Annotated in this window: 24 protein-coding genes; 6 read left to right on the top strand and 18 right to left on the bottom strand. The window is 43.0% G+C overall.

Annotated features, from left to right (window positions below; genetic code table 11):
- Nucleotides 1-2 precede the first annotated feature (2 nt).
- Together hisG and ACIQ0C_RS11880 are read right to left on the bottom strand one after the other, a co-directional pair.
- Entirely contained in the window at nucleotides 3-632 is a 630-nt protein-coding gene (hisG, locus tag ACIQ0C_RS11885) for an ATP phosphoribosyltransferase (RefSeq protein WP_034311625.1), read from the bottom strand.
- Nucleotides 625-1,809, bottom strand: coding sequence for an ATP phosphoribosyltransferase regulatory subunit (locus tag ACIQ0C_RS11880; protein ID WP_402835913.1), 1,185 nt, complete (start codon nucleotides 1,807-1,809; stop codon nucleotides 625-627). The genes hisG and ACIQ0C_RS11880 overlap by 8 nt, the downstream gene beginning before the upstream one ends.
- 492 nt (nucleotides 1,810-2,301) lie before the next feature.
- Here ACIQ0C_RS11880 and ACIQ0C_RS11875 point away from each other — a divergent pair, with 492 nt between their 5' ends.
- The 3 genes from ACIQ0C_RS11875 (at nucleotide 2,302) to ACIQ0C_RS11865 (ending at nucleotide 4,214) form a co-directional block, all read left to right on the top strand.
- Complete coding sequence (locus ACIQ0C_RS11875; RefSeq protein WP_403060061.1) at nucleotides 2,302-3,357, top strand: processed acidic surface protein; 1,056 nt, start codon at nucleotides 2,302-2,304, stop codon at nucleotides 3,355-3,357.
- 1 nt (nucleotide 3,358) lies between these two features.
- Entirely contained in the window at nucleotides 3,359-3,991 is a 633-nt protein-coding gene (locus ACIQ0C_RS11870; protein WP_402835909.1) for a class D sortase, read from the top strand.
- Between the two features lie 79 nt (nucleotides 3,992-4,070).
- Nucleotides 4,071-4,214 (top strand): YwzD family small protein, encoded by a 144-nt coding sequence (locus tag ACIQ0C_RS11865; RefSeq protein WP_403060058.1) that lies wholly within the window; start codon nucleotides 4,071-4,073, stop codon nucleotides 4,212-4,214.
- Nucleotides 4,215-4,251: 37 nt separating this feature from the next.
- On the opposite strand, the gene ACIQ0C_RS11860 is transcribed toward ACIQ0C_RS11865, so the two are convergent.
- From ACIQ0C_RS11860 to ACIQ0C_RS11815, 10 genes are all read right to left on the bottom strand, one after another.
- On the bottom strand, nucleotides 4,252-4,770 hold the full coding sequence (locus ACIQ0C_RS11860) for an acyltransferase (protein WP_402835906.1): 519 nt from the start codon (nucleotides 4,768-4,770) through the stop codon (nucleotides 4,252-4,254).
- On the bottom strand, nucleotides 4,767-5,435 hold the full coding sequence (gene ppaX / locus ACIQ0C_RS11855) for a pyrophosphatase PpaX (protein ID WP_403060055.1): 669 nt from the start codon (nucleotides 5,433-5,435) through the stop codon (nucleotides 4,767-4,769). Before ppaX ends, ACIQ0C_RS11860 begins: the two co-directional genes overlap by 4 nt.
- Entirely contained in the window at nucleotides 5,425-6,369 is a 945-nt protein-coding gene (locus ACIQ0C_RS11850; RefSeq protein WP_403060052.1) for a nucleoside recognition domain-containing protein, read from the bottom strand. The genes ppaX and ACIQ0C_RS11850 overlap by 11 nt, the downstream gene beginning before the upstream one ends.
- A 27-nt stretch (nucleotides 6,370-6,396) precedes the next feature.
- Nucleotides 6,397-7,209: a prolipoprotein diacylglyceryl transferase gene (gene lgt / locus ACIQ0C_RS11845; RefSeq protein WP_402835900.1), complete on the bottom strand. Its 813-nt coding sequence runs from the start codon at nucleotides 7,207-7,209 to the stop codon at nucleotides 6,397-6,399.
- 26 nt (nucleotides 7,210-7,235) lie between these two features.
- The gene (gene hprK / locus ACIQ0C_RS11840; RefSeq protein WP_137016681.1) at nucleotides 7,236-8,171 is read right to left on the bottom strand and encodes an HPr(Ser) kinase/phosphatase; all 936 of its coding nucleotides are present in this window, start codon (nucleotides 8,169-8,171) and stop codon (nucleotides 7,236-7,238) included.
- A gap of 471 nt (nucleotides 8,172-8,642) precedes the next feature.
- Nucleotides 8,643-9,743, bottom strand: coding sequence for a DUF4097 family beta strand repeat-containing protein (locus ACIQ0C_RS11835; protein WP_403060049.1), 1,101 nt, complete (start codon nucleotides 9,741-9,743; stop codon nucleotides 8,643-8,645).
- A 230-nt stretch (nucleotides 9,744-9,973) separates the two neighbouring features.
- On the bottom strand, nucleotides 9,974-12,853 hold the full coding sequence (uvrA, locus tag ACIQ0C_RS11830) for an excinuclease ABC subunit UvrA (protein WP_403060046.1): 2,880 nt from the start codon (nucleotides 12,851-12,853) through the stop codon (nucleotides 9,974-9,976).
- A 6-nt stretch (nucleotides 12,854-12,859) separates the two neighbouring features.
- Nucleotides 12,860-14,845 carry an excinuclease ABC subunit UvrB gene (gene uvrB / locus ACIQ0C_RS11825; RefSeq protein ID WP_403060043.1) on the bottom strand — a complete coding sequence of 662 codons (1,986 nt, stop codon included), beginning with the start codon at nucleotides 14,843-14,845 and terminating at the stop codon, nucleotides 12,860-12,862.
- 201 nt (nucleotides 14,846-15,046) lie between these two features.
- Nucleotides 15,047-15,277 carry a CsbA family protein gene (locus ACIQ0C_RS11820; protein ID WP_034309928.1) on the bottom strand — a complete coding sequence of 77 codons (231 nt, stop codon included), beginning with the start codon at nucleotides 15,275-15,277 and terminating at the stop codon, nucleotides 15,047-15,049.
- A 188-nt stretch (nucleotides 15,278-15,465) separates the two neighbouring features.
- Nucleotides 15,466-17,073 (bottom strand): catalase, encoded by a 1,608-nt coding sequence (locus ACIQ0C_RS11815; RefSeq protein WP_403060040.1) that lies wholly within the window; start codon nucleotides 17,071-17,073, stop codon nucleotides 15,466-15,468.
- 221 nt (nucleotides 17,074-17,294) lie between these two features.
- Here ACIQ0C_RS11815 and ACIQ0C_RS11810 point away from each other — a divergent pair, with 221 nt between their 5' ends.
- Together ACIQ0C_RS11810 and ACIQ0C_RS11805 are read left to right on the top strand one after the other, a co-directional pair.
- On the top strand, nucleotides 17,295-17,543 hold the full coding sequence (locus ACIQ0C_RS11810) for an MMPL family transporter (protein ID WP_403060037.1): 249 nt from the start codon (nucleotides 17,295-17,297) through the stop codon (nucleotides 17,541-17,543).
- Between the two features lie 55 nt (nucleotides 17,544-17,598).
- Nucleotides 17,599-18,132 (top strand): YceI family protein, encoded by a 534-nt coding sequence (locus tag ACIQ0C_RS11805; protein ID WP_403060034.1) that lies wholly within the window; start codon nucleotides 17,599-17,601, stop codon nucleotides 18,130-18,132.
- Here the strand turns inward: ACIQ0C_RS11805 and ACIQ0C_RS11800 are convergent.
- The 3 genes from ACIQ0C_RS11800 to ACIQ0C_RS11790 all read right to left on the bottom strand — a co-directional run bounded on the left by ACIQ0C_RS11800 (nucleotide 18,129) and on the right by ACIQ0C_RS11790 (nucleotide 20,502).
- Nucleotides 18,129-18,293, bottom strand: a complete 165-nt coding sequence (locus ACIQ0C_RS11800) for a hypothetical protein (RefSeq protein ID WP_403060031.1) — start codon at nucleotides 18,291-18,293, stop codon at nucleotides 18,129-18,131. The genes ACIQ0C_RS11805 and ACIQ0C_RS11800 overlap by 4 nt on opposite strands.
- 152 nt (nucleotides 18,294-18,445) lie before the next feature.
- Complete coding sequence (locus ACIQ0C_RS11795; protein WP_034309915.1) at nucleotides 18,446-19,501, bottom strand: FecCD family ABC transporter permease; 1,056 nt, start codon at nucleotides 19,499-19,501, stop codon at nucleotides 18,446-18,448.
- Nucleotides 19,498-20,502, bottom strand: coding sequence for a FecCD family ABC transporter permease (locus ACIQ0C_RS11790; protein ID WP_403060028.1), 1,005 nt, complete (start codon nucleotides 20,500-20,502; stop codon nucleotides 19,498-19,500). The genes ACIQ0C_RS11795 and ACIQ0C_RS11790 overlap by 4 nt, the downstream gene beginning before the upstream one ends.
- A 190-nt stretch (nucleotides 20,503-20,692) precedes the next feature.
- On the opposite strand from ACIQ0C_RS11790, the gene ACIQ0C_RS11785 reads away from it, so the two are divergent.
- On the top strand, nucleotides 20,693-21,682 hold the full coding sequence (locus ACIQ0C_RS11785; protein ID WP_403060025.1) for an ABC transporter substrate-binding protein: 990 nt from the start codon (nucleotides 20,693-20,695) through the stop codon (nucleotides 21,680-21,682).
- A gap of 72 nt (nucleotides 21,683-21,754) precedes the next feature.
- Here the strand turns inward: ACIQ0C_RS11785 and ACIQ0C_RS11780 are convergent, their stop codons facing one another.
- From ACIQ0C_RS11780 to ACIQ0C_RS11770, 3 genes are all read right to left on the bottom strand, one after another.
- The gene (locus ACIQ0C_RS11780; protein WP_403060022.1) at nucleotides 21,755-22,948 is read right to left on the bottom strand and encodes a PDZ domain-containing protein; all 1,194 of its coding nucleotides are present in this window, start codon (nucleotides 22,946-22,948) and stop codon (nucleotides 21,755-21,757) included.
- 204 nt (nucleotides 22,949-23,152) lie between these two features.
- Complete coding sequence (locus ACIQ0C_RS11775; RefSeq protein ID WP_402835880.1) at nucleotides 23,153-24,577, bottom strand: S41 family peptidase; 1,425 nt, start codon at nucleotides 24,575-24,577, stop codon at nucleotides 23,153-23,155.
- A 140-nt stretch (nucleotides 24,578-24,717) separates the two neighbouring features.
- On the bottom strand, nucleotides 24,718-25,401 hold a 684-nt coding region (locus ACIQ0C_RS11770; protein WP_403060019.1), incomplete at its 5' end, for an IS3 family transposase.

Raw genomic sequence — 25,401 nt, 5'->3', positions numbered from 1 at the left:
TACTATTCAATAATTTCTGCTAGCCGTTCCACGATTTCGGTAATCCTTGCTTCTTTAATTCGATAGCTCACAGGGTTTGCTACCAGCCTCGAAGTCACATTGGCGATTTTCGCATATTCCACAAGACCGTTTTCCTTCAAGGTCCGCCCCGTTGAAACGATATCGACGATTCGTTCAGCTAAACCAATTAACGGTGCTAACTCAATAGACCCATTCAACTTTATAATCTCGACTTGCTCTCCCTGCTCACGAAAATAGCTGGAAGCAACATTCGGGTATTTACTGGCTATTTTGGGGGCGATGTCACTTATTTTCGTACCAGGCAATCCAGCTACAGCTAAGTAGCAGGCACTGATTTTCAAATCGAGTAACTCATAGACATCACGTTCTTCCTCTAGCATGACATCCTTTCCTGCAATTCCAATGTCAGCTACGCCGTGTTCCACATATGTTACGACATCCATCGGTTTAGCTAATATGAACCGCAGATTCTCCTCTTCCACTTCAAGGATCAATTTCCGGGAATCATCAAACTCGGGAGGGAGACGAAAACCGGCCCTTCTTAATAGCTCTGCCGCTTCTTCAAATATTCTCCCTTTCGGCATGGCAATGGTTAAAAAGCTATTATTCATCTTTTCCACTCCCCCCATTCCCTACGAATAAATGAACTTCAGAAAATGTCCGTGTAAAAGCATCGACATTTTGGACGACTGTAATATCTTGAATCGTTACCAATTTTCCTTCGGAGCGTTTTCTTCTTGCAAAACCAATTGCTTCCAATCTTCGTTCGGGACTGAATAAAATACATTCTGGCGCTACAGGCTGGATCGGCTCCCCAAGAGCTTCTGCAAGACGATCCACCCGGATTGCAAAACCTGTGGCCGAAGCATTCCAGCCGAACTTTTCAAGCAGATTATCATACCGTCCGCCATTGCCGATTGGCGAACCGACTTGTCCGGCATACACTTCAAATAAAGTTCCCGTGTAATAACTCATATGACTGACCAATGTTAAGTCGAAGCTCACATATTGTTCAACGTCAAATTCTTTCAGCTGCGCAGACAATTCCTTCAGTTCAGCCAAGGAATCTTGCCCTTTATTATTTTCAACCAACCCTAGCGCCTTTTCCATGGTGCCTTCACTGCCACGTAAGGAGGTAAATTCGATAAGACGTTGTTTATCAATGGATGAAAGCGGCAGTGATTTAACATGCTCGCGATAACCAACATAATTTTTTTCGTACAAAAACTTCCTTAATATGGAGGCTCTTTCCTCCGTACCTAGAATGCTCAAGAAAAATTCTTGCAGAAATCCGATATGTCCAATGGAAACCTTAAATTCCTGAAGCCCTGCAGCCTTTAGAGCATCCGCAAGCAGGGCGATCATTTCAGCATCGGCACTTATTGACTTATTTCCGATACATTCAATTCCAATCTGTTCGAATTCTGCCGGCCTGCCTCCTTCACGCTGCTGTGCCCGGTATACATTAGCGGAGTAGGCCAGGCGAAGCGGAATTTGCTGTTTTAACAGTTTGGATGCTGCGACCCGTGCAATGGGCGCTGTCATCTCGGGACGGAGTACGAGCGTATGTCCCTGGGAATCAAGAAGTTTAAACAACTGTTGATCCAATATTGCCGAAGCCTCGCCAATTGTTTCATAATATTCCAAAGCTGGCGTTTCAATAAATTGATAGCCCCACTTCTTGATTTCATCACTCATTTTATTTCTGGCCGACACTTTCGTTTCATACAGCACCGGCAATGTATCTCTCATGCCTAATGGTTTTTCAAACATAAATGGCTTTGTCACGACTGCACATCCTTTTGAAATATTGATTACTACCTATATCCAATCGGTCCGCCTATAGGCAAAACCGATGCATCCATTCCTTATTTTGTTTATCCCTTTATCTTTCCAAGGTTTTCACGCTTAAATCCAAATTTCGGATAACATATAAAAATAGTATCAAATATAATGACATAATCATATAAATAATCGCAATAATCTATTAAATCACTTTAGTTCACTAATATGGTAGTAGGTTGAAGTTATTAATAGTTTACCCCTGCCCCCACCTCACGTCAAGGAAAATATGCCTAATCCCATTCCTTCCATACCACCACGGCGGTCTTGGATTTTCGTGATGACCGGTTTAAGTCCAAACGGAGAAGTCATCCCTTTTTCCTGGATAATTCTTCCTATCTTTAGCCATTCATTGTTATTAATGTATACCTTTTGGTTTAGCTGTTTTATAATTTTTAGGAGTTTGGCAATATTCGATAAATTTAGGGGGAAATGGGAATGAAGAGATATTTTTCGTTTTTTATGGCACTTATCGTTCTTTTTTCACTGGGTTCAAGCGGAACGAAGGGGTTTGCGGCAACTAAGGTCAACCAGGATGAGCTTAATGCATACCTTTCTGAAGTTAGAATGACGCAAGAAGAATTGGAAGAGTACTTATCCTATTACGACTTAACATTGAATGAACTGAAATCGGTAGAAGAGTTGCGTGATACATTAGGACCTGCCGTCACTCCTGAGACCTTACAGAATCTACTTGAACAATATGAAATGACAGAAGCTGAACTTACGGAATTATTAATAGAATACGGTGAACTGGAAGAGGGGGATTCCATCATCGATACCTTCCATTTCATTTACGACATTGAGGATATCATCGATTTAGAAATGGATTATGATGAGGAAGAGATGGAATATGATAAAGAGATCAGCGATTTAGTGGAAGGTCTCTTTACTGAGATCGGGCTTACAGACGAAGAGCTCGACAGATTCATGAACCACCTTTTACCTATCGTCGAAGATCCTTCTTATGAATCTCGTTTAATGGCGATCTCCGATAGGATGAATCAACTCGAGTATTTTGAAACAATTGATGAATTATCTGCAGAACAAGTGGCAGAATTGCTTTCTATATATAATGATCTTCAAAGCTTGCTGCAAATTCAATTCAAATTCGCTTTAATTCAGGATGGTACCACCACAAACCTATCCCTTGAAGCTTTATTCCAGCTTAAGGAATTGACGAATGCTAGTTTACTAGTTTCCATTTATGATTTAAACGGCAATTTCCTTCTCGATTTTACATTGACTGGTGAAATGATCGGTTCCGATTTAGTGAAAGAAACGGGCAATGACATTAAACAGTCCACTAAGGTCATTTCTAAAGTGGTTGAGGTAAAAAAAGAAAAGAAGAAACCCGTAAAACCTGAGCATAAAACGGAAAAAGGCGGATTGCTTCCAAAAACGGCCGGTAATTACTTATTCGGTGCTTTAATCGGTTTAGTGTTGATGGGTATCGCTTTCGGATTAATTAGAAAAGCGAGACTCACTAATTAAGATGAGCAAAAATAGGCAATCGAGGCATAAGAAAAAATCGTTACTTATCACTGCTGCATGTTTTTTAACCTTAGGATTTTATTTTACAACGACAAACGCTTACACGCTGTTAAAAGGCTATGCCCTTTATAAATGGAATGAATCTGACACAACGGAAGCGACGGCTAAGCTCCCCGAACCGAAGACGAAAGCAGATATTCCCGATGGGCTTGAACTATATGAAGAACGGCCGGAGACAGGTGATTTGATGGGTGAGCTTTATATTCCAAAAATCGAAGCAACTCTCCCAATTTATCACGGAACGGACGAAGATGAACTCGAGAAGGGCGTCGGTCATTATGCGGGGTCCGTCCTTCCCGGTGAAAAGGATAATTCCGTTTTATCCGGCCATCGAGATACAATTTTCAGAGAGCTAGGTGAAGTCGGCGAGGGTGACTTGCTGATTGCCAAGACAGAAGCAGGTACGTTTACATATAAAGTGAGGAAGGTTCGTATCGTCGATGCAGATGACCGTACCGTGATCGTTCCCAAGCCTAAAGCCACACTTACAGTAACAACCTGCTACCCTTTTTCATATATTGGTAGTGCACCGGAACGGTACGTATTGGTTGCCGATTTATTGAAATCGGAATAGATAAATGAGATGCGGGGCTGAAGTTGTTCAGCTCCCCCCTTCATAAATCTATAATAGATGACAGGAGGACAAGCTCAACATGAAAAAACAGGCACAGGAAAGGTTTTTTCAAATTTTAAAAGAAACGTATGATGCGACGGTGAACCAGGAAAATGTATCAATCAACGAAGTGATAGAGCATCTAAAGAATGAACTGACTCCGTTATACCCAAAATGCCATTAAAAAGGACCTGCCGCTTATATGGGCAAGTCCCTTTTTTTCATAAGGAAGTTTGCTGCTCTCTCTCAAGCATTTCCTCTTTGGTATATATGATTTTCATTGGATTTCCCCCGACGAAAGCTCCCTCCGGAACATCCTTATGGACAAGCGTCCCCGCAGAGACAATCGCCCCATTACCAATTGAAAGTCCTGGAAGAATGGTCGAATTCGCTCCAATCAATACTTCATCACCAATGACTACATCCCCTAAACGATATTCATGAATCAAATATTCATGAGCAAGGATCGTCGTATTATAGCCAATGACAGTATTTATTCCGACCGATATTTTTTCCGGAAACATCACATCCGGCATGACCATCAAAGCAAACGAAGTATGCTTCCCGACTTTCATATGTAAAAAAGTCCTGTATAGCCAATTCTTCACGCCCAGAAAAGGCGTATAACGCGCTAGCTGTATCACCACAAAATTCTTTACGACTTTCCAGAATGGAACGGTCTTATATACATGCCATAGCGAATTGGCCCCTTCAACTGGATAGCGGGACGTGCGTCTCATTTTCTAGCCTCCGTGAGGTTTTCAACCTCAACGATATTCAATAAATCCGCCATCTGCTCAAGCATATAATCAGGGTGATAACTTTCCAGGAATTCACGGCCTTTTATGGACCATGAGACCCCTGCCGTTTTGGTACCTGTATTTTTCCCGCCCATAATATCATGATAATTGTCGCCAATCATGATCGCTTCTTCAGGAACCGAACCGAGTTGATTTAACGCTTTTACCAAAGGCTCTGGGTCCGGCTTTGCCTTTTCCACCTCATCCAGTGTGACCACCACTTCAAAGAACTGATCCAGTTTGCTTAAACGCAGGCCCTTTTCGACGACATCACGCTTCTTTGTCGTAACGACTGCCAATTTATAACCGCTCTGCTTCAACGTTTGAACGGTTTCGAACACCCCGTCAAATTGTGTGACAAGCAAATCATGGTTCCTCCAATTATGCTCCCGATAGTATGCGATCATATCATCCACACGTTTTGGATCGATGGAAGAAAACGTATCGACCAAAGTCGGCCCGATAAATGGAATGATATCTTCCCGATTGAACTTTCCAGGACAAAAGTGGTTTAAAGTTTCTGTAAAAGAGGCGATGATCAATTCATTTGTATTGATCAACGTACCATCAAGATCAAATAATAATGTAGTTATGTTACTGTTCATATACAGCTTCCTTTCTCTGTACCCTATCAGTCCGATTCCATATATACGCAACGGCCATCGTTAAAACAATGGCAGTGAGCAACCGAATAAGTAACAGCGGCAAGACCGGAATCCCCAGCGGAATAAAAATCAGTGTGTCTTCTACAACAGCATGGCAGGCGACTAAAAAGATGAATGCAATCGTCATATCCTTCTTCGATACATTATCTTCTTTAGCCGCTTGAATCATTACGCCTGCGCCATATGCCAAACCGAGAGTCAGGCCTGTAACGAAAGGCATGGAAGCATTCGGCTTCATCCCCAGGACCTTCATGAAGGGAGCAAGGGCTTTCGAGAAGGCTTCCAGCCACTTTAAATCTTTCATGATTTGAACCGCCACCATGAGCGGAATAACGATGACCGCCAGCTGGCCAATTCCTGAAAGGGCCTGGATGACCCCATGCAAAAGGATCGCTCCCGCTCCGTTAATCTCTGCAGCCTCCCCGATGGCCGTTCCTTGGGCCATTTCAGATCCGCCCTGCCAAACAAGATTGATGACGACCGCCGACAAAAGCGCAAGCCCGATCCGTACTGTTAGGATGATCCACAGTTTGACACCGGTTTTCATCGCCACACCTGACTCGATCAATAAATTATGTGAAAAAGATAGCATCGTAGCGATAATAAAAACTTCTTTCACAGTCAAATCAAGCGTTAATATGCCAGCAATCGCTGCGTATAAATTCAGGAAATTCCCTAACACAAGCGGAATTGCAGCATCCCCTGGAAGACCGATGAGGTTCATCAAAGGCGCTATCAAGTTGATGATGAATGGCAATGCAGGCGTAAATTGAAGCACAGTGACGATCAGAGTAACCGGAAATATCACTTTCCCCAAAGACCAGGTTGTATTCAAGCCTGAAAGAAGTCCCTTTTTAACCGAATCTACTATCACTATGCCCTCTCCCTTTTCACATATTACCTATGCATCTAAATATCTTTTGTCTGCATGCCCGCGGACCCTTCTATAGACCACTAAAGCAATGGCTACAGCTACCAACACAATCGAGATCACTTGTGCGATACGCAGTGACTCCGTTAGCATCAAGCTGTCCGTCCGCAATCCTTCAATGTAATAACGGCCGATGGAATACCATATTACATAGGTTAAAAACAGTTCCCCCCTGCGCAAGTTCACTTTCCGTAAACTTAAGAGAATAATGACACCGAGGATATTCCAAATCGATTCATACAAAAAGGTCGGGTGATAATACGTACCGTTTATGTACATTTGATTTATGATGAATTCAGGCAAATGCATATTTTCAAGGAATGATCTTGTTATTTCTCCCCCATGCGCTTCCTGATTCATGAAATTACCCCAACGGCCAATCGCCTGCCCCAACAATAAGCTCGGTGCAGCAATATCCACCAGCTTCCAAAATGAGACTTTCTTGACCTTTGCAAAAACGATTGCAGTCAGCACCGATCCAATCAACGCACCATGTATGGCAATTCCGCCATTCCATATTTTTATGATATCCCCCGGGTTTTGTGAATAGTACTCCCATTGGAAGATCACATAATAAATACGGGCACTAATGATCGCGATCGGGACAGCAAACAAAATCAAATCAGTAAATATTTCCTTATCAAGACCTCTTCGCTCAGACTCCCTTAATGCGATAATAAGACCCAATAACACACCGAAACCGATGATTAGCCCATACCAATGTACCTGGATGGGACCTAGATCAATCGCGATCGGATTCAGCGGTTGTATTACTTGTTCCATTTTGTCCCCTCTTTTCCTATAACCTTTTAAAATTCATCATGTTCCGGATCTGCAATGGCATGGTTCAAGCGATCTGAAAACTGTTCTGCAGCGTTTACTCCCATTCGTTTCAGGCGGTAATTCATGGCTGCCACCTCAATGATAACAGCTAAATTTCGCCCTGGACGGACAGGTACGGTAATTTTCGTCACTTCCGTATCAATGATTTTCATTTTTTCTTCATCAAGGCCAACCCTGTCATACTGCTTGTTTTTTTCCCATAGTTCCAGATTGATGACGATTGAGATCTTTTTATTGCTGCGGACTGCACCAGCTCCAAAAAGTGTCATTACATTAATGATTCCCAATCCCCTTATTTCAAGAAGATGCTCGATTAAATCCGGGGCATTCCCGACTAGCGTATCTTGATCTTCCTGCCTGATCTCGACGCAGTCATCGGCTACAAGACGATGACCACGTTTCACTAATTCCAGGGCTGTCTCACTTTTACCGACGCCGCTTTTACCGGTGATCAACACACCCAACCCATAGATATCCACCAATACACCATGAACGGCAGTGGTTGGTGCCAACCTGCTTTCAAGGAAATTGGTCAAACGGCTGTATAACCTTGTTGTCTTCATATTAGATCTCATCACAGGAACGGATTCCCGCTCAGAAGCTTCGATCAATTCTATCGGCACTTCCTGACCACGCGTAATGATGATGCCTGGAGTAAAGTCCCGGCATAACTCTTCCATCCTCTGTACTCGATCGGGTTCATTCAGCCGATTAAAAAAGGACATCTCCGTCATACCTAAAAGCTGTACTCGATCCGCGGGATAATAATCAAAAAAACCGGCTATTTCAAGTCCGGGACGAGATAAATCACTCGTGACGATTGGTCGGTTAATTCCTTCTTCCCCACTGATAAGTTCTAGACCGAACGCTTCTACTATATCCTTTGTACGGACTTTTGCCATATATCTTTCCTCCCTTTGGAGCGATGCTATTTTTTGAGATACTTTTTCTATTTTAGCATTTTTCTGTTAATAACCAAACAAAGCATTATCGATTTATCGTTTTTTTATTCACTCCGCCTGGACGATGGCAGCGGGAAGGTCCCCTTGAACAGGAAAGAGATGAGGTGAACACCCATGAATCCTAACACCAAAATAAAATAAAGCCCGAAAGTATGAATTGGCGGGCTTTCAGACTGAGAAAACATATGGCTTGTACAAATTGAGTTGATTTCCGCTCCAGGCACTAGCTTTCCGCGGGCGGCACGCCCTCGGCGCCTTTGCGCCTGCGGGGTCTCCCCCTGGACACGCTTTTCCAGCAGGAGTCTCAACACCCTCTCCAATCAACTTTTTTCCAAAATTTTAACAGAACCCCTTTTGTTTACAAACTAAAAGCCCGCTGATATAACTGGCGGGCTTTCTTTTTCTTCATCTTCAGGTAACCGTTATCGCTGCAGTCTTGGTTTCTGCAAATACATGAAGCACAGGAACCTCTTCCTTGACCGTCTTGAACTTAAGGACCTTCTGAACCACATCACTTTTCTCTTCGATGATGGTCATCCCTTCCAAAGTTACATTAAAGCTTCCTAAATTTGATTTCAACTCTCCTTCGATCGCCTTACCTGGCGGCAGGGTCAGCTGGACTTTTCCAGTGACTGACTTAGCATGGATCGAATCGCAATCCATCCCTGAATTCGTACAGATGATTTCCCCATTGAACGTTTGGACATCCAATTTCTTGAAGTATCCATCGGCATTAATTGCTCCGTTCAGGGTCTCGGCTTCCAAGTCATTAAAATTGGTATCTGAAATGCTGATCATCCCGTTACCTGTTTCAAGCTCACAGAAATCACCCGTACCCTGCATGATATGAATGGCACCATTCGCCGTTTTCGCTTTAAGCTTCTCCGATTTCATTGATTCGGTCGTGATTCCGCCATTGAACATCCTTATATGAATGTCCTCATATTCCTTCCTTGGAATGTACATGATCGTATCAACCTTTATGGATTTTTCACGAACCTTGAACTTCAATTTTCCGTTTTCAATCGTGAAATCGACTTCTTCCAAAAAGTTTTTCCTGGCTTCTTCTATATCTTCCACACGGTATACCTTAGCTTGGCATTCCACCCGGACATCATCATGGTCCCATGCGGCGATTTTTATTTTCCCATTTGCTATATCTACATCAACTGCATTCAGGAAATCTTGATCATGCTGGAAAATATGACTGACCTCCACAGATTTCCCGAAATTAAAATCAAGATCCGTTTCTTTGATTTTCTTAAAAGCACTTTCTACGAAATCCATAATCTTTTCTTTCGATGACTGGATATTCTTCTTAAACGTATCCTGATTGCTTCCTTCGTTTTTCTTATTCACGACTACCGTCGATAATTCATTTTGCAATTTCTGCTCTTTAGCTTCACTTTCCTGACTGGCTTTATCTAATTCTTCCAATAGGCCCATGGCTTCTTCCGCTGATAACTTTCCATCTTGAATCATTTCTAAAATTTTCTTTCTTTCCTCCTGCATGAACATTCCTCGCTTTCTTCTATCATTTTATTCATACATACGCCTAGATATCTAAAAAGTTTCATAAATACCGTGTTTCCCATCATTCGACAAAGGAAAATGACAATTTCCGAAATGGGAGATGTCTGATTTCCCCGGAAATATCTTGTTTTCCCATTCTTTAATCAAATGATTGATTAAATGCACACCGTCATTTTTCTACAAAAAAACAAGCCTGATGGCTTGTTCTTTTATGCATGTTCATGCTGAGTTTCTTTTTCTTCAATCCAATTTTCCATGCGAATTTGATCACGGGTAAGTACTGGTTTTAAGTATTTTCCCGTGTACGATTCGGAAACTTCACATATTTTTTCGGGTGTTCCATAAGTGACGATCGTACCGCCCTTATCTCCGCCTTCCGGTCCCAGGTCAATAATATGGTCCGCCGTCTTGATGACATCCAGATTATGCTCGATCACCAAAACTGTATCCCCATTGTCAACCAGCCGCTGCAGCACCTGGAGCAGCCTTGCTATATCGTGGACATGAAGTCCGGTAGTCGGTTCATCCAGGATATAAAATGAGCGCCCAGTGGAACGGCGATGCAATTCAGAAGCAAGTTTCACCCTTTGCGCTTCACCGCCTGATAAAGTGGTAGCAGGCTGTCCAAGCTTGATATAACCTAAACCAACGTCAAAAATCGTTTGTAGCTTCCGTTTGATCTTTGGGATATTTTCAAAGAAACTAACTCCTTCCTCGACTGTCATATCGAGGATGTCGGATATGTTTTTCCCTTTATATTTCACTTCAAGTGTTTCCCGGTTATAACGCTTACCATGACAGATTTCACATGGAACATAGACATCTGGGAGAAAATGCATTTCAATCTTGATAATGCCATCACCACGGCATGCTTCACAGCGGCCGCCCTTCACATTGAAACTGAACCTGCCTTTTTTATAACCGCGGATCTTCGCTTCATTAGTCGAGGCAAATACGTCACGAACATCATCGAATACGCCCGTGTAGGTAGCTGGATTCGACCGTGGGGTCCTGCCAATCGGTGATTGGTCAATATCAATGACTTTATCTAAATGCTCAATTCCCTTGATTTCACGGAAATCGCCTGGTCTGGCTTTTGCCCGATTCAGCTTTTGAGCCAAAGATTTATGGAGGATTTCATTCACTAATGTACTTTTCCCTGATCCAGAGACTCCTGTAACGGCTGTAAAGACCCCAAGTGGGAATTTCACATTAACGTTTTTCAAATTATTTTCCTTGGCACCTTTTATCTCAATTACACGGCCATCATTTTTCCGGCGTTCCAATGGCAATGGAATGAATTTCTTCCCTGCCAAATATTGGCCCGTTAAGGATTTAGGATTATTCATGACCTCTTCCGGAGTACCAGCAGCCACTATTTCTCCTCCATGCGCTCCAGCTCCAGGACCAACATCGATTAAATAATCCGCAGCAATCATCGTATCTTCATCATGCTCGACAACAATCAGGGTGTTCCCGATTTCACGCATATTCTTCAATGTTTCGATCAATCGATCGTTATCCCTCTGATGCAGCCCTATTGAAGGTTCATCCAAAATATAGAGGACTCCCGTCAACCGGGAACCGATCTGTGTCGCCAATCTTATACGCTGCGCTTCACCGCCTGATAATGTTCCAGCTGCCCTGCTCAACGTCAAATATTCCAAACCAACATTAGCCAGGAAACCGAGCCGCTCACGAATTTCACGTAAAATCAATCTCGCAATTGCAGCTTCCTTTTCAGTTAAATCAAGTTCATCGAAAAATACTAATGCATCTTCCACTGATAAAGCTGTCGTTTCACTTATATGGACCCCTTGAATGAGCACGGAAAGACTTTCTTTTTTCAATCGATGACCCTTACAGGTTGGACAGTGATGTTCTGACATGTATTTCTGCATTTGCTCACGAATATAGTCTGAACTCGTCTCCTTGAAGCGCCTTTCGATGTTTCTTAAAACTCCTTCAAAAGGAATATATCCTTCTTGCACTCTTCCAAAATCATTTTTATAACGGAAATATATCTTATCTTTACCTGAACCAAGCAAGACCTTATCCATCTTCTCTTCTGGTAAATCTTTAACGGGCACATCCATATCTATTCCATAATGGTTGGCCACCGCTTCTAGGAGCTGAGGATAATATTGAGAACTTGTCGGCTCCCATGGTGCAATCGCATGTTGACGGAGGCTTAATTCGTTATTCGGGATGACCAGATCACGATCCACCTCAAGCCTCGCCCCCAAGCCATCACAATCCGGGCAGGCCCCAAACGGGCTATTGAAGGAAAACATTCTCGGCTCTAACTCTTCAATCGAAAATCCGCAGTATGGACAAGCATGATGTTCACTGAAAAGCAGCTCTTCCTCACCCATTACGTCAATGATGACTTTGCCTTCTCCAAGCTGCAAAGCACTTTCCAATGAATCTGCAAGCCTAGCCATGATACCCTCTTTAATGACGATTCGGTCAATGATGACTTCAATCGAATGTTTCTTATTTTTTTCGAGCGTGATTTCCTCACTGAGATCATGCATTTCCCCATTCACACGAATGCGGACATAGCCTTGTTTCTTAACTTCCTCCAAAACTTTCGCATGTGTCCCTTTTCTTCCTGAGACAAGCGGTGCCAATACCTGAAGCTTGGTTCGCTCAGGGTAATCAAGAATGCGGTCCACCATTTGCTCGATCGTTTGTGAGGTGATTTCAATATTATGGATCGGACAGGTCGGCCTGCCGACCCGTGCATATAACAGCCTTAAATAATCATAGATCTCCGTAACAGTCCCTACGGTCGAACGAGGATTCCGACTGGTCGTTTTCTGGTCTATGGAGATGGCTGGTGACAAACCTTCGATCGCATCGACATCCGGTTTATCCACTTGGCCTAAGAATTGACGGGCATAAGCGGACAGTGATTCTACATAACGTCTTTGCCCTTCTGCATAAATCGTATCAAAAGCCAAGGAAGACTTTCCAGATCCGGATAATCCGGTCAGCACAACAAGTTTGTCTCTCGGTATCGTGATATCAATATTCTTTAAATTGTTGGCCCTGGCGCCTTTTATCACAATTTTATCCATTGCCATGTTTCGTCACCCTTCCGCTTTTAACTCTAGTAATAAATCACGAAGCTCGGCAGCCCGCTCGAAGTCCAGTGCCTTTGCCGCTTCCTTCATTTCCTTTTCCATGCTTGCCATCACTTTTAAACGCTCTTTTTTAGGGAGCTTCGCAAGGCTTGGTGCAAGGTCTTCCTTATACTCTTCGCTTTCTTCGGCTACATAAGTCGCCCTTATGGAGTCACGGATATCCTTTTGAATGGTTTGAGGCATTATTCCATGCTCTTTATTATAATTCTCCTGGATTTCACGACGCCGCCTCGTTTCATTGATGGCAAGTTCCATCGAATTCGTGATGCGGTCTGCATACATGATGACGTGGCCGTTGGCATTACGGGCTGCACGGCCCATCGTTTGAATAAGCGAACGTTCCGAGCGAAGGAACCCTTCTTTATCGGCATCCAGAATGGTCACTAACGACACTTCCGGAATATCCAGGCCTTCCCTTAAAAGATTGATTCCAACGAGTACATCATATTTGCCCATTCGGAGTTCCCGGATGATTTCTATCCTTTCCAAGGTCTTTACTTCCGAATGAAGATATTGGACTTTGATGCCGATTTCCTTTAAATAATCAGTCAAATCTTCAGACATCTTTTTCGTCAAGGTCGTTATGAGCACACGCTCGTTCTTTTTGACGCGCTCCTGTATTTCACCGATCAAGTCATCTATCTGCCCTTCAATCGGCCGCACTTCTACCGTCGGATCCAGCAATCCGGTAGGACGGATGATCTGCTGAACCATTTCTGGCGTATGTTCGAGTTCATATGGTCCCGGAGTTGCCGAAACGAATATGGATTGATGGACCTTTTTTTCAAATTCTTCAAATCTTAGCGGGCGGTTATCTTTTGCAGACGGCAGACGGAAGCCATGATCGACGAGCACTTGCTTCCGCGCCTGATCTCCATTGAACATTCCGCGGATTTGCGAAAGGGTTACGTGTGATTCATCCACGACCAATAGGAAGTCCTCTGGAAAGTAATCCATTAAAGTGTATGGTGTCGCACCCGAGGGACGAAGGGTTAAATGGCGGGAATAGTTCTCGATCCCTGAACAAAAGCCCATTTCCCGCATCATTTCCAAATCATAACGGGTCCGCTGCTCCAAGCGCTGTGCTTCAAGAAGCTTTTCATCTTCCCTTAATTCCTTCAATCTCTCTTCCAGTTCCGTTTCGATATTTTGAATGGCTATCCGCATTTTCTCTTCGCGGGTTACGAAGTGGGAAGCCGGGAAAATGGCGATATGTTCACGTTCACCGGTAATTTCACCAGTCAGGGCATCGACTTCACGGATACGGTCGATCTCATCCCCGAAAAACTCGACCCGTACGCAATGTTCATCACGTGAAGCCGGGAAAATTTCGACGACGTCGCCGCGAACTCGGAAGGTCCCCCGTTGGAAAGCAATATCATTCCTCTCATATTGGATATCCACGAGTCTGTGCAGCAAGGCATTCCGGTCTATTTCCATGCCCGTTCGGAGGGAAACGACCATCTCCCGGTACTCTTCAGGAGAACCGAGTCCATATATGCACGAAACACTGGCAATGATGATGACATCTTTCCTTTCGAACAAGGACGAGGTTGCCGAGTGACGCAGTTTATCGATTTCATCATTGATGCTTGCATCTTTTTCGATGAATGTATCCGTCGATGGAACATAAGCCTCTGGCTGGTAATAATCATAATAGCTAACGAAGTATTCGACGGCATTATTAGGGAAGAACTCTTTGAACTCACTGTAAAGCTGCCCTGCCAACGTTTTATTGTGGGCAATGACAAGAGTCGGTTTATTGATCTTTTGAATCACATTGGAAACGGTGAACGTCTTCCCTGTCCCCGTTGCCCCCAATAACGTCTGCATTTCCTTGCCTTCCTTAATCCCTTCGACCAGCATTTCAATTGCTGCCGGCTGATCTCCTTGAGGAGAGTATTTTGAGACTAACTCAAACTTATCCTTCACCAAGCATAGCCTCCTATTGAAATATTTTTATATGAAAACGGGACATGCCTATATCCCTTCTATTTATTCCGGTTTAATAAAGCATATATACACATTCTACCACAATAGCCTTAAAACAAACCAGCAATAAGCGAACATCCATTCTATTTTTGTGTGTTGAGGGGAATGACAAGTTTGAGTACAAAAAAAGCACCTTTGATGTCAGGCGCTCTTGGATGTACGTTTCATCATTCTTTTTGATAACCAAAATCCCACTGTCAGGGATAAGGCATCGACGATGATCAATAAGTTTGTATGCGTATAACCTTTATATGCGGAAGCTGTAATCAAGGCAACAGTTAAAACAAGGCCTACGACATTGTTATAGGTGACTCTTGAAAATAGCATGACAAGTAGACAAGGAAGGAAAAGGGCAGAAAGAATTTTAATCATTTTTTCATCTCCTTTATAAGAGAAAAATAGAGTAGTTTCAGTTTAAATGATTATGAAGTTTTTTGCCAATCAATTTCCTGCTTGATTTTCAAGGCATCCTTAGAAAAGCATCCGCACATCCATCAATTATGCCCAGAAAAAAAAGAGGCAAACCCCTTTAAAAGGAAGTTTGCTTCTTTTCAGCCCAATCAATATGGATCTGCTTCATGTCCTTTTCTAACGGCATCCTCAGGGTTATCCGTCCCACCCAGTGGTTTTGAAGATTCCGTATGTTCAGAAGCCGCGGCAAGTCCATCTTTCAACCTGCGGCCATACTCTTCATCGGCCTCTTCGGCAAGTGCTATCATTTTTTCCTGAATGCGCTTGTCGGCAGGAGCCAATGCCGTCACTAAATTGGAAATTAAATCGTCTTTTTCCCAATCCTCGAATTCCCGGAACGTTTCCCCGGCCTGCTTCGTATTGTTTTGGCGATCGATTGTCTCACGAACAAGTTTCCCTTCCACCATAGGTGTATACTCCTTGCCCGTCTGCTTGGCTTCCTTCAAGCCGCCGACAGTGGATGGTTCGTAGTTGATGTGGGGGCTTTGGCCGCCTCTGCCAACTTCATATTGCATTTGTCCGCCAGTCTGATTCGTGGCTGTTCGTTTCTTTGGAGCATTGATCGGAAGTTGCAAATAATTAGCGCCAACACGGTGACGCTGTGTATCGGAATAAGAGAATGTACGTCCCTGTAACATCTTGTCATCAGAAAAATCCAGTCCATCCACTAGGACACCGGTACCGAATGCAGCCTGTTCGACTTCAGTGAAGTAGTCTTCAGGGTTTTTATTCAATACCATCGTACCGACATGCAGCCATGGGAACTCGTCTTTCGGCCAGATCTTCGTATCATCCAGCGGATCGAAATCCAACTCAGGATGATCATCATCACTCATGATCTGTACGTTGAGATCCCATTCAGGATAGTCCCCGCGTTCGATCGCTTCATATAGATCCTGTGTGGCATGATTGAAATTCGTAGCTTGAATTTCATTGGCCTCTTGCTGTGTCAGGTTCTTGATCCCTTGTTTCGGTTCCCAATGATACTTGACGAGTACCGCTTTCCCTTCCTCATTCACCCATTTATAAGTATTGACCCCTGATCCTTGCATCATTCGGTAGTTAGCTGGAATGCCCCATGGGGAAAACACAAAGGTAACCATATGGAATGTTTCAGGCGAACTCGAGCAAAAATCGAAAATCCTCCTGCCGTCCTGAATATTCGTGACGGGATCCGGTTTGAAGGCATGAATCAAATCCGGGAATTTCATGGCATCACGGATGAAGAAAATTTTCAGGTTATTGCCTACAAGATCCCAGTTGCCATCTTCCGTATAAAATTTAACGGCAAATCCCCTTGGATCACGTAACGTTTCCGGGGATGTCCCTCCATGAATAACAGATGAAAATCTTACGAATACCGGGGTTTTTTTACCTTCTTCCTGAAAAACCTTCGCTCTCGTATATTTTGAAATCGGTTCGTCCCCCGCTTTACCGGTCGGAACGAAATAACCATGCGCACCTGCACCGCGGGCATGCACAACCCGTTCAGGGATACGCTCCCTATCGAAGTGGCTGATCTTTTCCAGGAAATCATAGTTCTCAAGTGTACTAGGACCTCTGTTCCCTACAGTTCTTAGACTCTGGTTATTCGTTACCGGGTGCCCTTGCCTGTTCGTTAATGTTTCATTCGTTTCATCATTTGTTTTTTTTGATTTATCATACAAAAAAATCCCTCCCTTGTTAATAAAAGACATAATACTACTATAATTTCCCCTATTCCCTATATTTAACTCCTCAATCTTCATAATTTAGTTAAATAAGTACTTTTCCCCTATATATCGATGAGCATATTTTCACTCCATTAACGGCTTGAAGCATTTAGTAGATGGAGTGAGCATACCCATTTTTGTATATTCCATCAGCACAGCATTAAAATGAAATAAGGATTAAAAATTCAAAAAGCGGGCTGCCTTCATTGGACGAAGAATTTTTAATTTCTCACTACAGAAGTGAATTAAGGAATCATGGAAGTAAACGGAAAGCCATGATCGCCGCATTTAAAGATTCATCAGGCGCCATTGCGATGAGCGGCCTAACGATAGTCATCTCCCTGCTATCATTGCTTGTAGCCAAATACGGGCACAGGGTTTTTCATGTTTTCAAAATTAAGGAAAACTTTCAGTTGACACTATTGCTTTCACCTCTTATAATTACATTAAGTTAAGATATCTCAAATTAAAGATATATAAATTCAAGATTAATAATCAGGAGGAATAAACATGACAAACACAAAATGGATAGTCGATCCGACTCACAGTGCTATTGAATTTTCCGTAAAACATATGATGATCGCTAAAGTAAAAGGAAGTTTTAATAAGTTCGAGGCAAGCATTCTAGCAAATCCATTGGATCTAACAACTGCAGAAATCGATTTCACCGTTGATGTGGCAAGTATTGACACACGCAATGCGGACCGGGACAATCACTTGCGTTCCGCTGACTTCTTTGATGTAGAAAAAAACCCCACATTAACATTCAAATCAACAAAAATCGTGAAAACGGATGAAGATGAATACGATGTAACTGGAAATGTGACTCTTAATGGAGTCACACAAGAAGAAACATTCAACATCACCTTCGAAGGCCAAGGGAAAGATCCATGGGGAAATGAAAAAGCAGGCTTTAGCGGAAAAGGGAAAGTCAAACGCAGTGATTATGGTCTAACATATAACGCGGCATTAGAAACAGGCGGCGTACTGATCGGCGATCAAATCACGCTTACCATCGAAATCGAAGCAGCTAAAGAAGCTTAATGAAATAAAGAAGCAGCCATCCCTAGGATGGCTGCTTCTTTATTTAGATAATTGTAGAAAGCGAGCTTGCCTACAATTTTTTTAGGGATAGTGTTGAATGTTGCTTTGGCCAAATGATTCCTGAACATGATTAGTCCGGCGGTTATTGATTCCACTATCATTTTGTTAAAACGCCCCTTCATTCGCAATGCATATGACATTCTCCTAATGAGCCAAACAATTGAAGAGAGCAAAAATATATGGGCTATAGTTATATGGTTTTACGGGGTTTAGGAATACGAGAATCCACTCCTTCTTTCTACATTTACCGGATTTACGAATTCCTCGTTTTATATAGTAAATAAATGAAGTATGGGGCCCCGATACTCGCTGTGAAGACACCAGCCGGTATTTCCAAAGGTGAGAATAAGGTCCGTCCAATCAAATCCGCCACCATAACCAGGATGCCGCCAAGCAAAGCTGAAGTGGGCAGTAACACTCCAAAACTAGAACCAACCAGCCTTCTGGCCATGTGTGGCGCCATTAATCCCACAAATCCAATTCCCCCAGCAAAAGCTGTGGAACCGCCAATCAAGGCCGTACTGATCATCAATAATGTAAACCGCTGTTTTTGGACATGCCCCCCAAGTCCCGTTGCCAGGTCATCGCCTAGCTCCTGTAAATTAATATTTCTAGCATACAGGAAGGCGATTAACAGGAATAGAATCGTCCATGGTGCCAATACAGCGATATTATTCCAGGTGGAGGTAGACACTGACCCCGTGATCCACAGGTTTGCCTGGCTCGCTTGAAAGACTGGGCCAAGAATCATCATCATCGTAGTGAGTGCCTTCATTAAAGCCATCACCCCAATCCCGATCAACACAAGCCTGATCGGGGGAACTCCATTTTTCCAGGCTAAGGAATAAACAAGTAAGGCTACGACTGTCGCCCCAATGAATGCAGCTAACGGCAGCCAATTGATGCTCACTGTTAAAGAATGGTTCTTATCGCTAAAAATGGCCAAGAATCCAACCACCGCTACAGTCGCTCCTCCCGTTATCCCCAAGATATCAGGCGAAGCAAGTGGATTTCGAATCATCCCTTGAAGGATTCCCCCAGCTACAGCAAGGCCCATCCCCACCAACAGGGCAACAATTATTCTAGGCAGGCGGAAAGATTGGATAATGAGCCGATCGCTCTCCGTCCCCCCTCCAATAAAGACCTGGAGGACACTTAGCGGATTTATATTCATCTCACCCACTCCAGTACTGATAACAAACACTAGTGAAGTGACTAAAAATAATATGAAAATCACGATCATGGCTTTTTTATCCATCAAGAATGATATTTTTTCATTAAACAAACGAAAACTCTTATATGACTTCATCGACCGCTGAACCCCTTTCTAGCTATATAAATAAAGAATGGGGTCCCGATTATGGCTGTCATGACTCCAACCGGAACTTCTCGAGGCATCAGGATATACCTGGATATGACATCGGCTGCAATCAAAAGCACCGCCCCGAAAAGTCCAGAGAAGGGAATCAACCAGCGATGATCGATGCCTACTATAGAACGGGCAAGATGCGGAACGACGATTCCTATAAAGCCAATCGGACCCGCAACCGCCACTGATCCGCCAGCGAGCAGGATGATTGCCAGCCCCAGGACCAGTTTAAGGAATACTATATTCAGTCCAAGACCTTTTGCAACGTCTTCACCCATTGATAACACATTCATTTTACCGGACATGATCAAGGCAAGTCCCCAGCCTGCGGCAAGATAAGGCAGGACGGCAACTAAATTTTCCAGGCTTCTACCGGAAACGGATCCGGCAAGCCAGAATAGGACTTGCTCTAAAAGAGCCTCATTAGAAACAAGAAGACCTTGTGTAAGTGAAGCTACCATGGCCGTCATGGCCGCACCGGCCAATGTCAGCTTCATCGGTGTCAAGCCGCCTCGTCCCATGCTTCCAATCATATATATGCTTATCGCGGCTATGGCCGCCCCTATGAATGACAGCCATGTGAATACTTGAAGATTGCTTATCCCAAAAACGGTGACACCGGTGACAACCGCCAATCCCGCCCCGGCGTTGACTCCGAAGATATCTGGGGAAGCAAGGGGATTTTTAGTTAGCGTTTGCATCAAAACCCCCGAGATGGCCAAACTTGCACCGATTGCCGAAGCGATCAGGGCACGCGGAAGTCTAACTGATTGAATGACAATGTGTTCATTCGTCCCATTGAAATCGGTAAAAGCATCGATGGCCATTTTCCATGTTGTATCTGTATAACCGTATACAATGCTTGAGCACAGTAAAAACAGCAGCAAAAGAATGGTAATGAACAGTCCCATCCATTTCTGCCATGAATTTTTTAATAACATATCCAGTTACCTTTCCAATCACGTTTGTAAATCATTATTTAATTCAATTGTACTGGCGTAAACAGGATTATGTCAACGAATTTGAGAATCATTTTCAATTATATATTGACAGAAAACTATATTCATTTTATGATGATGCTGTTAAGTGCGAATGATTATCATTTGCTGAAAAATTGGGAGGGGTACATAGATGTTTAGATTTAAGTCACTATTAACGATTTTCACAATATTTGCAGTCTTCCTTCTAGCAGCTTGCGGGAATTCGGATGAAAAGGCCGATGGAAATAAAGCTGAAGACAAGAAAGAAGAGAAAAGCTACACAATTGAGCATGCCATGGGCACTGCCGAGTTGAAAGAAACGCCTAAAAGAGTGGTCGTTTTAACAAATGAAGGCACTGAAGCATTGCTTGCTTTAGGAATTAAACCTGTTGGTGCCGTTCAATCATGGCTTGGTGACCCTTGGTACGACCATATTAAAGATGATATGGATGGGGTAGAAGTCGTTGGTGTTGAACATGAAGTTAACATAGAGAAAATCGCATCACTGAAGCCTGACTTGATTATCGGAAGCAAGATACGCCAAGAAGCTGTTTATGATAAATTAAATGCAATCGCACCTACCGTTTTTTCGGAAACGCTAAGAGGAGATTGGAAAGAAAACTTTAAACTATATGCAAAAGCAATGAACCTTGAAGAAAAAGGTAACGATGTAATTGCAGAATTCGATAAACATACAGAAGATCTTAAAGTCAAATTGGGTGATAAAGTAAATCAAGAAGTTTCCATTGTTCGTTTCATGGCTGGAACTACTCGTATTTATTACACGGATTCATTCTCTGGAGTGATTTTCGATCAATTAGGATTTAAACGTGCAGAACAACAGAAGGAACTATTCACTGCAGATAATAAATTAGGCAACCTTGCCATTGAGGTTGGAAAAGAAGTCATCCCTAAAATGGATGGAGATATTCTCTTCTACTTCACATACGCTCCTGAAGGGGACAAACAAGCCCTAAGCACAGCAAAAGAATGGACTAATGATCCACTTTGGAAAAACCTTGATGCAGTCAAAAACGGAAATGCCCATGAGGTTAGCGACGCAACATGGAATACAGCTGGCGGAGTAATTGCAGCTAATAAAATGCTGGACGATCTAGAAAAGATCATGCTTGAAAAGTAATAGCACGTTTCCATTGAAAAAGTCCTTTCTCGAATAATACGAGAAAGGCCTTTTATTTTTATGCTTATGTCATTAACCCACTTGTCCGCTTTCCTTCAATTGATCGTCAACGAACAAGAGGCCCAATTCGTAATGCTCCCCGTCAAATAGAGCTCTTTGCACAAAACGAATCTGTTCATTATTATCGATGACCTCAAGCTTGCAATGTGCCCGGTTTATTTGTAGCGCCCTATATAACTCTTCTTCTTCCCTGACGACGACCCCATTTATTTTCGAAATGACCTCGCCTTTAAGCAACCCCATTTTATCTGCCGGAGATTGAGGGATAACGCCTAAGATCTGGACACCAAGCTTACTTTTTGAAAAATAAAACGGAAGCTTCCGATCCATTGCCTTTTGGGAATGATGCAGGAATTCACGGCCAAGGATTGCTAAAACAGCCGTTATGATCGCCAATGGAGGGTACCAGTAACCAACTGCCGCCAATACCGTAATCACAATTCCCAATGCCCCTACCTTTTTGCCTTGCGCCCTAATGGCCAGTTCCGGGAGCGTCCCATGAACTTTTTGCTTAAAGCCGATTAAAATGGGCAGTACGATCGGTGACAGGGACATGTCCCCGATTGAAAAAACCGGATACCATTCGAAAGGCGCTGGAAGTTGTCCTCCAGGAATCATAACGAACATGGGAATTAACCAGATTCGCTGTGAAACATACACACCTATCGGCTGCCCCCTCTTGGATACCTCCAATTGAGGAGAGACCTTTTTACTTCCATTAGCAACAATTAAAAACCCTTCAGCAATCAGTAATAATCCCATTAAAATAACAAGTGTCGGATATATGGACCGATCCAGCTGATTAAAGGCATCCTGAAATAACGTCAGCTCGACATCTCTATCATATAAAAAGAAAAGGATAAAAAATGTGAGACCCATTGTATAAACGGGGGAAACGAACCTCTTTTTCATGGATAGCATGGACAAAACCGTAACCACAGCCATGATGGACAGTGCCGCCAAAGGAATGGCGAGTCCGGTAGCAAGCGTGAGCAAGGAAAGGATCAAGCCCCATATTAACCCTTGAGGTAACATGGAACGCAGCTCCATGGAAAAACTGTAGATCTTCGTATTAAAATCATGGCGTTCCCGTTTAACGCGAAGATAGCCGATGAATAAACAATAGGCAATCGAAACATAAAGCAAAGGATGAAGGAAAAGTTTTCCTAATCCCATTAAGCATGCAATCAGCCAATCCGTTGTCAATTTCTTTCCACCATCCTCAAAAGTAATCAAATTTTGTTAAATTTCGTTCTGGTCAGTTACCTCCTATTCTATCAAAAATGTAGCCTCCATGCCTATTAAGATGCAGAAAAAGTAGCTTTATCTTCTATACTCCCTTCATGTTAGCAAGCGGGGAACTATCGAATGCAAAAGTGGCACCGCTCCAAGGGGAACGATGCCAACAAGTTATTTCACTAAATAATTCAAAGCCGTGCGTAACTGGATATCATTATCTTCATCCTGGATCTTTTCCAGAATGGCGGATTCCAGATGTGCTGCGGTTTTAGCATCCAGCTTTCCAGTCACTTCGAGGCCAAATTGTTTTTGGAATGCCTTTACTGCAATTTCTGTACTCCAATCATAATATCCATCCTCACGACCCGGTTCAAATCCGAGTCCTTTCAAAATGCTTTGGGCATACTGGATTTGTTCATCATTCATATCCCGCTCCAACACCTTTTCAATGGCCAGCTGATGGGCATCAAAATACTCCGGTTGTTTGACTTTGATCGTCGGTTCGATCCCTTTTTTATGGATCCAGTTCCCTGAAGGAGTCAGCCATTTATATAACGTAAGTTTAATCTTACTGCCATCACCCATTGGTACAGCTTGCTGTACTGTGCCTTTCCCGAAGGTCTTCTCGCCAACCAATGGATAGCCTCCCGCCTCTTGCATGGCGCCAGCCAGGATTTCCGAGGCTGAGGCGCTGCCTTTATCCGTCAAGACGGCAATGGGATAACTTTTCGCTTTCTTAAGGCTTGTGAAAAACGATTGTGTTTCCCCCGTTCTTTCTGCAATTTGCAAATAGGGCTTGTCTTTTGTAATAAACTCTCCAAGAATCGTTTCCACACTGGAAAGAAGGCCGCCTGGATTGCCGCGTACATCTATAACCAAGCCCTTGATTCCCTTCTTTTCCAGCTCCTTCATCTGCTTTTTGAAATCACTTGCAGTATTTTCCGAGAATGTGGTCAACTCGATATAACCGATTTGTTCTCCGGCGACTTCCTTAATTGATGAAAATACGGTATCCAATGGAATTTCGGCACGCACCATATTGAATTCAAGTGGATTATCAATCCCTGCCCGTTTTATTTCCATTTTGACGGGTGACCCTTTTTCGCCGCGGATTTTCAGGCGCGTTTCATACAGATCCAAACCTTCTACACTTTCACCATTCACCTTAAGGATTTGATCTTTCGGCTTTAATCCAGCTTTTTCTGCAGGCGAGTCTTTGTAAGGAGAAACAATTATGACCTTACCATCTTCCATCCCGATTTCAGTCCCGATCCCCTCAAAAGAGGAATCCAGGGTTTCATTGAATTGCTTAGCGGTCTCCTTGTCCATATATACGGAATAAGGATCTTTCAGCGCTGACAGCATGCCTTGGATGGCACCCTCCACCAGGTTGGAGCCGTCCACCTGTTCTACATACTGACTTACGATCAAACCGTAAGCTTGTTCCACTTTTGCCCATTCCTTATCCTTCGATATTTCTTGGCTTTCATCCTTTGCTTCATTCTTGGCCGGAAGGCTTGTCCAATATATGCCCCCCACTGCTCCAATGGCTAGTGACATGATGATTGCTAGAGGAAGTACCCATTTTTTGACCATATTTATCCCCATTTCTGACCTGATATGTATTTCACTATATGAGGGGAATGGAAAGAATATGCTTATAGAAAAATGGTGACACCACATAAAAAAACAGACCAGGAATGAAGTGAACCCAAAAAGTTAGACACTTTATTTAATTAGGAAACCTTGAGGGCATGAACCCGGTAATCTACTGGGCTCATGCCTTTTAATTTCACTTTGATTCGTCGGTGATTATAATAATGGATATAATCTTCAAGTTCTTGTTTGAAATGCTCCATGCTTTCGAACTTCTGTAAATAAAGTAATTCCGATTTCAATAAGCCAAAGAAGTTTTCTATGACCGCATTGTCTAAACAATTTCCTTTTCGGGACATACTTTGAGTAAGACCATGTGTTTTCAGGGCTTGTGAATAAGATTTCATTTGGTAATGCCAGCCTTGATCCGAATGAAGAATGGGGGAATCTTTCGATTCCAATCGCATAAAGGCTTGGTCAAGCATCTTGGAGACTAAGGGATAAATAGGACGTGATTCGATATTGTAAGCAATGATCTCTCCATTAAATAAGTCTAGAATGGGTGATAAATACAACTTCTCACCGTATAAATGAAACTCAGTTACGTCCGTGACCCATTTTTGATTGGGCTTTGTTGCCTTAAAATTACGATTGAGAATATTGGGCGCAACCTTTCCAATCTTGCCTTTGTATGAACGGTATTTCTTCATACGGACCAGACACTTTAGCCCCAACTCCTTCATCAATCGAAGGACCGTTTTATGGTTCATTTGAATCCCTCTATTACGTAATTCCAATGTAATGCGTCGATACCCGTATCTCCC

The sequence above is a fragment of the Peribacillus sp. NPDC096448 genome (assembly GCF_044762675.1).
In the GTDB taxonomy this organism is placed as follows: Bacteria; Bacillota; Bacilli; order Bacillales; family DSM-1321; genus Peribacillus; species Peribacillus frigoritolerans_B.
The sequence above is the reverse complement of the archived record's forward strand: the minus strand, read 5'-3'. Positions and strand labels throughout refer to the sequence as shown.

Excerpts from the sequence above, each read along its gene's own strand:
- ACIQ0C_RS11785 (WP_403060025.1), top strand. The coding sequence starts at position 20,693 with ATGTTTAGATTTAAGTCACTATTAACGATTTTCACAATATTTGCAGTC.
- ACIQ0C_RS11875 (WP_403060061.1), top strand. The coding sequence starts at position 2,302 with ATGAAGAGATATTTTTCGTTTTTTATGGCACTTATCGTTCTTTTTTCA.
- ACIQ0C_RS11870 (WP_402835909.1), top strand. The coding sequence starts at position 3,359 with ATGAGCAAAAATAGGCAATCGAGGCATAAGAAAAAATCGTTACTTATC.
- ACIQ0C_RS11835 (WP_403060049.1), bottom strand. The coding sequence starts at position 9,743 with ATGCAGGAGGAAAGAAAGAAAATTTTAGAAATGATTCAAGATGGAAAG.
- ACIQ0C_RS11860 (WP_402835906.1), bottom strand. The coding sequence starts at position 4,770 with ATGAGACGCACGTCCCGCTATCCAGTTGAAGGGGCCAATTCGCTATGG.
- ppaX (WP_403060055.1), bottom strand. The coding sequence starts at position 5,435 with ATGAACAGTAACATAACTACATTATTATTTGATCTTGATGGTACGTTG.
- ACIQ0C_RS11775 (WP_402835880.1), bottom strand. The coding sequence starts at position 24,577 with ATGGTCAAAAAATGGGTACTTCCTCTAGCAATCATCATGTCACTAGCC.
- ACIQ0C_RS11815 (WP_403060040.1), bottom strand. The coding sequence starts at position 17,073 with ATGTCTTTTATTAACAAGGGAGGGATTTTTTTGTATGATAAATCAAAA.
- hisG (WP_034311625.1), bottom strand. The coding sequence starts at position 632 with ATGAATAATAGCTTTTTAACCATTGCCATGCCGAAAGGGAGAATATTT.
- ACIQ0C_RS11800 (WP_403060031.1), bottom strand. The coding sequence starts at position 18,293 with ATGATAGTGGAATCAATAACCGCCGGACTAATCATGTTCAGGAATCAT.
- ACIQ0C_RS11820 (WP_034309928.1), bottom strand. The coding sequence starts at position 15,277 with ATGATTAAAATTCTTTCTGCCCTTTTCCTTCCTTGTCTACTTGTCATG.
- ACIQ0C_RS11795 (WP_034309915.1), bottom strand. The coding sequence starts at position 19,501 with ATGAAGTCATATAAGAGTTTTCGTTTGTTTAATGAAAAAATATCATTC.
- ACIQ0C_RS11790 (WP_403060028.1), bottom strand. The coding sequence starts at position 20,502 with ATGTTATTAAAAAATTCATGGCAGAAATGGATGGGACTGTTCATTACC.
- ACIQ0C_RS11865 (WP_403060058.1), top strand. The coding sequence starts at position 4,071 with ATGAAAAAACAGGCACAGGAAAGGTTTTTTCAAATTTTAAAAGAAACG.
- uvrA (WP_403060046.1), bottom strand. The coding sequence starts at position 12,853 with ATGGCAATGGATAAAATTGTGATAAAAGGCGCCAGGGCCAACAATTTA.
- ACIQ0C_RS11805 (WP_403060034.1), top strand. The coding sequence starts at position 17,599 with ATGACAAACACAAAATGGATAGTCGATCCGACTCACAGTGCTATTGAA.
- hprK (WP_137016681.1), bottom strand. The coding sequence starts at position 8,171 with ATGGCAAAAGTCCGTACAAAGGATATAGTAGAAGCGTTCGGTCTAGAA.
- lgt (WP_402835900.1), bottom strand. The coding sequence starts at position 7,209 with ATGGAACAAGTAATACAACCGCTGAATCCGATCGCGATTGATCTAGGT.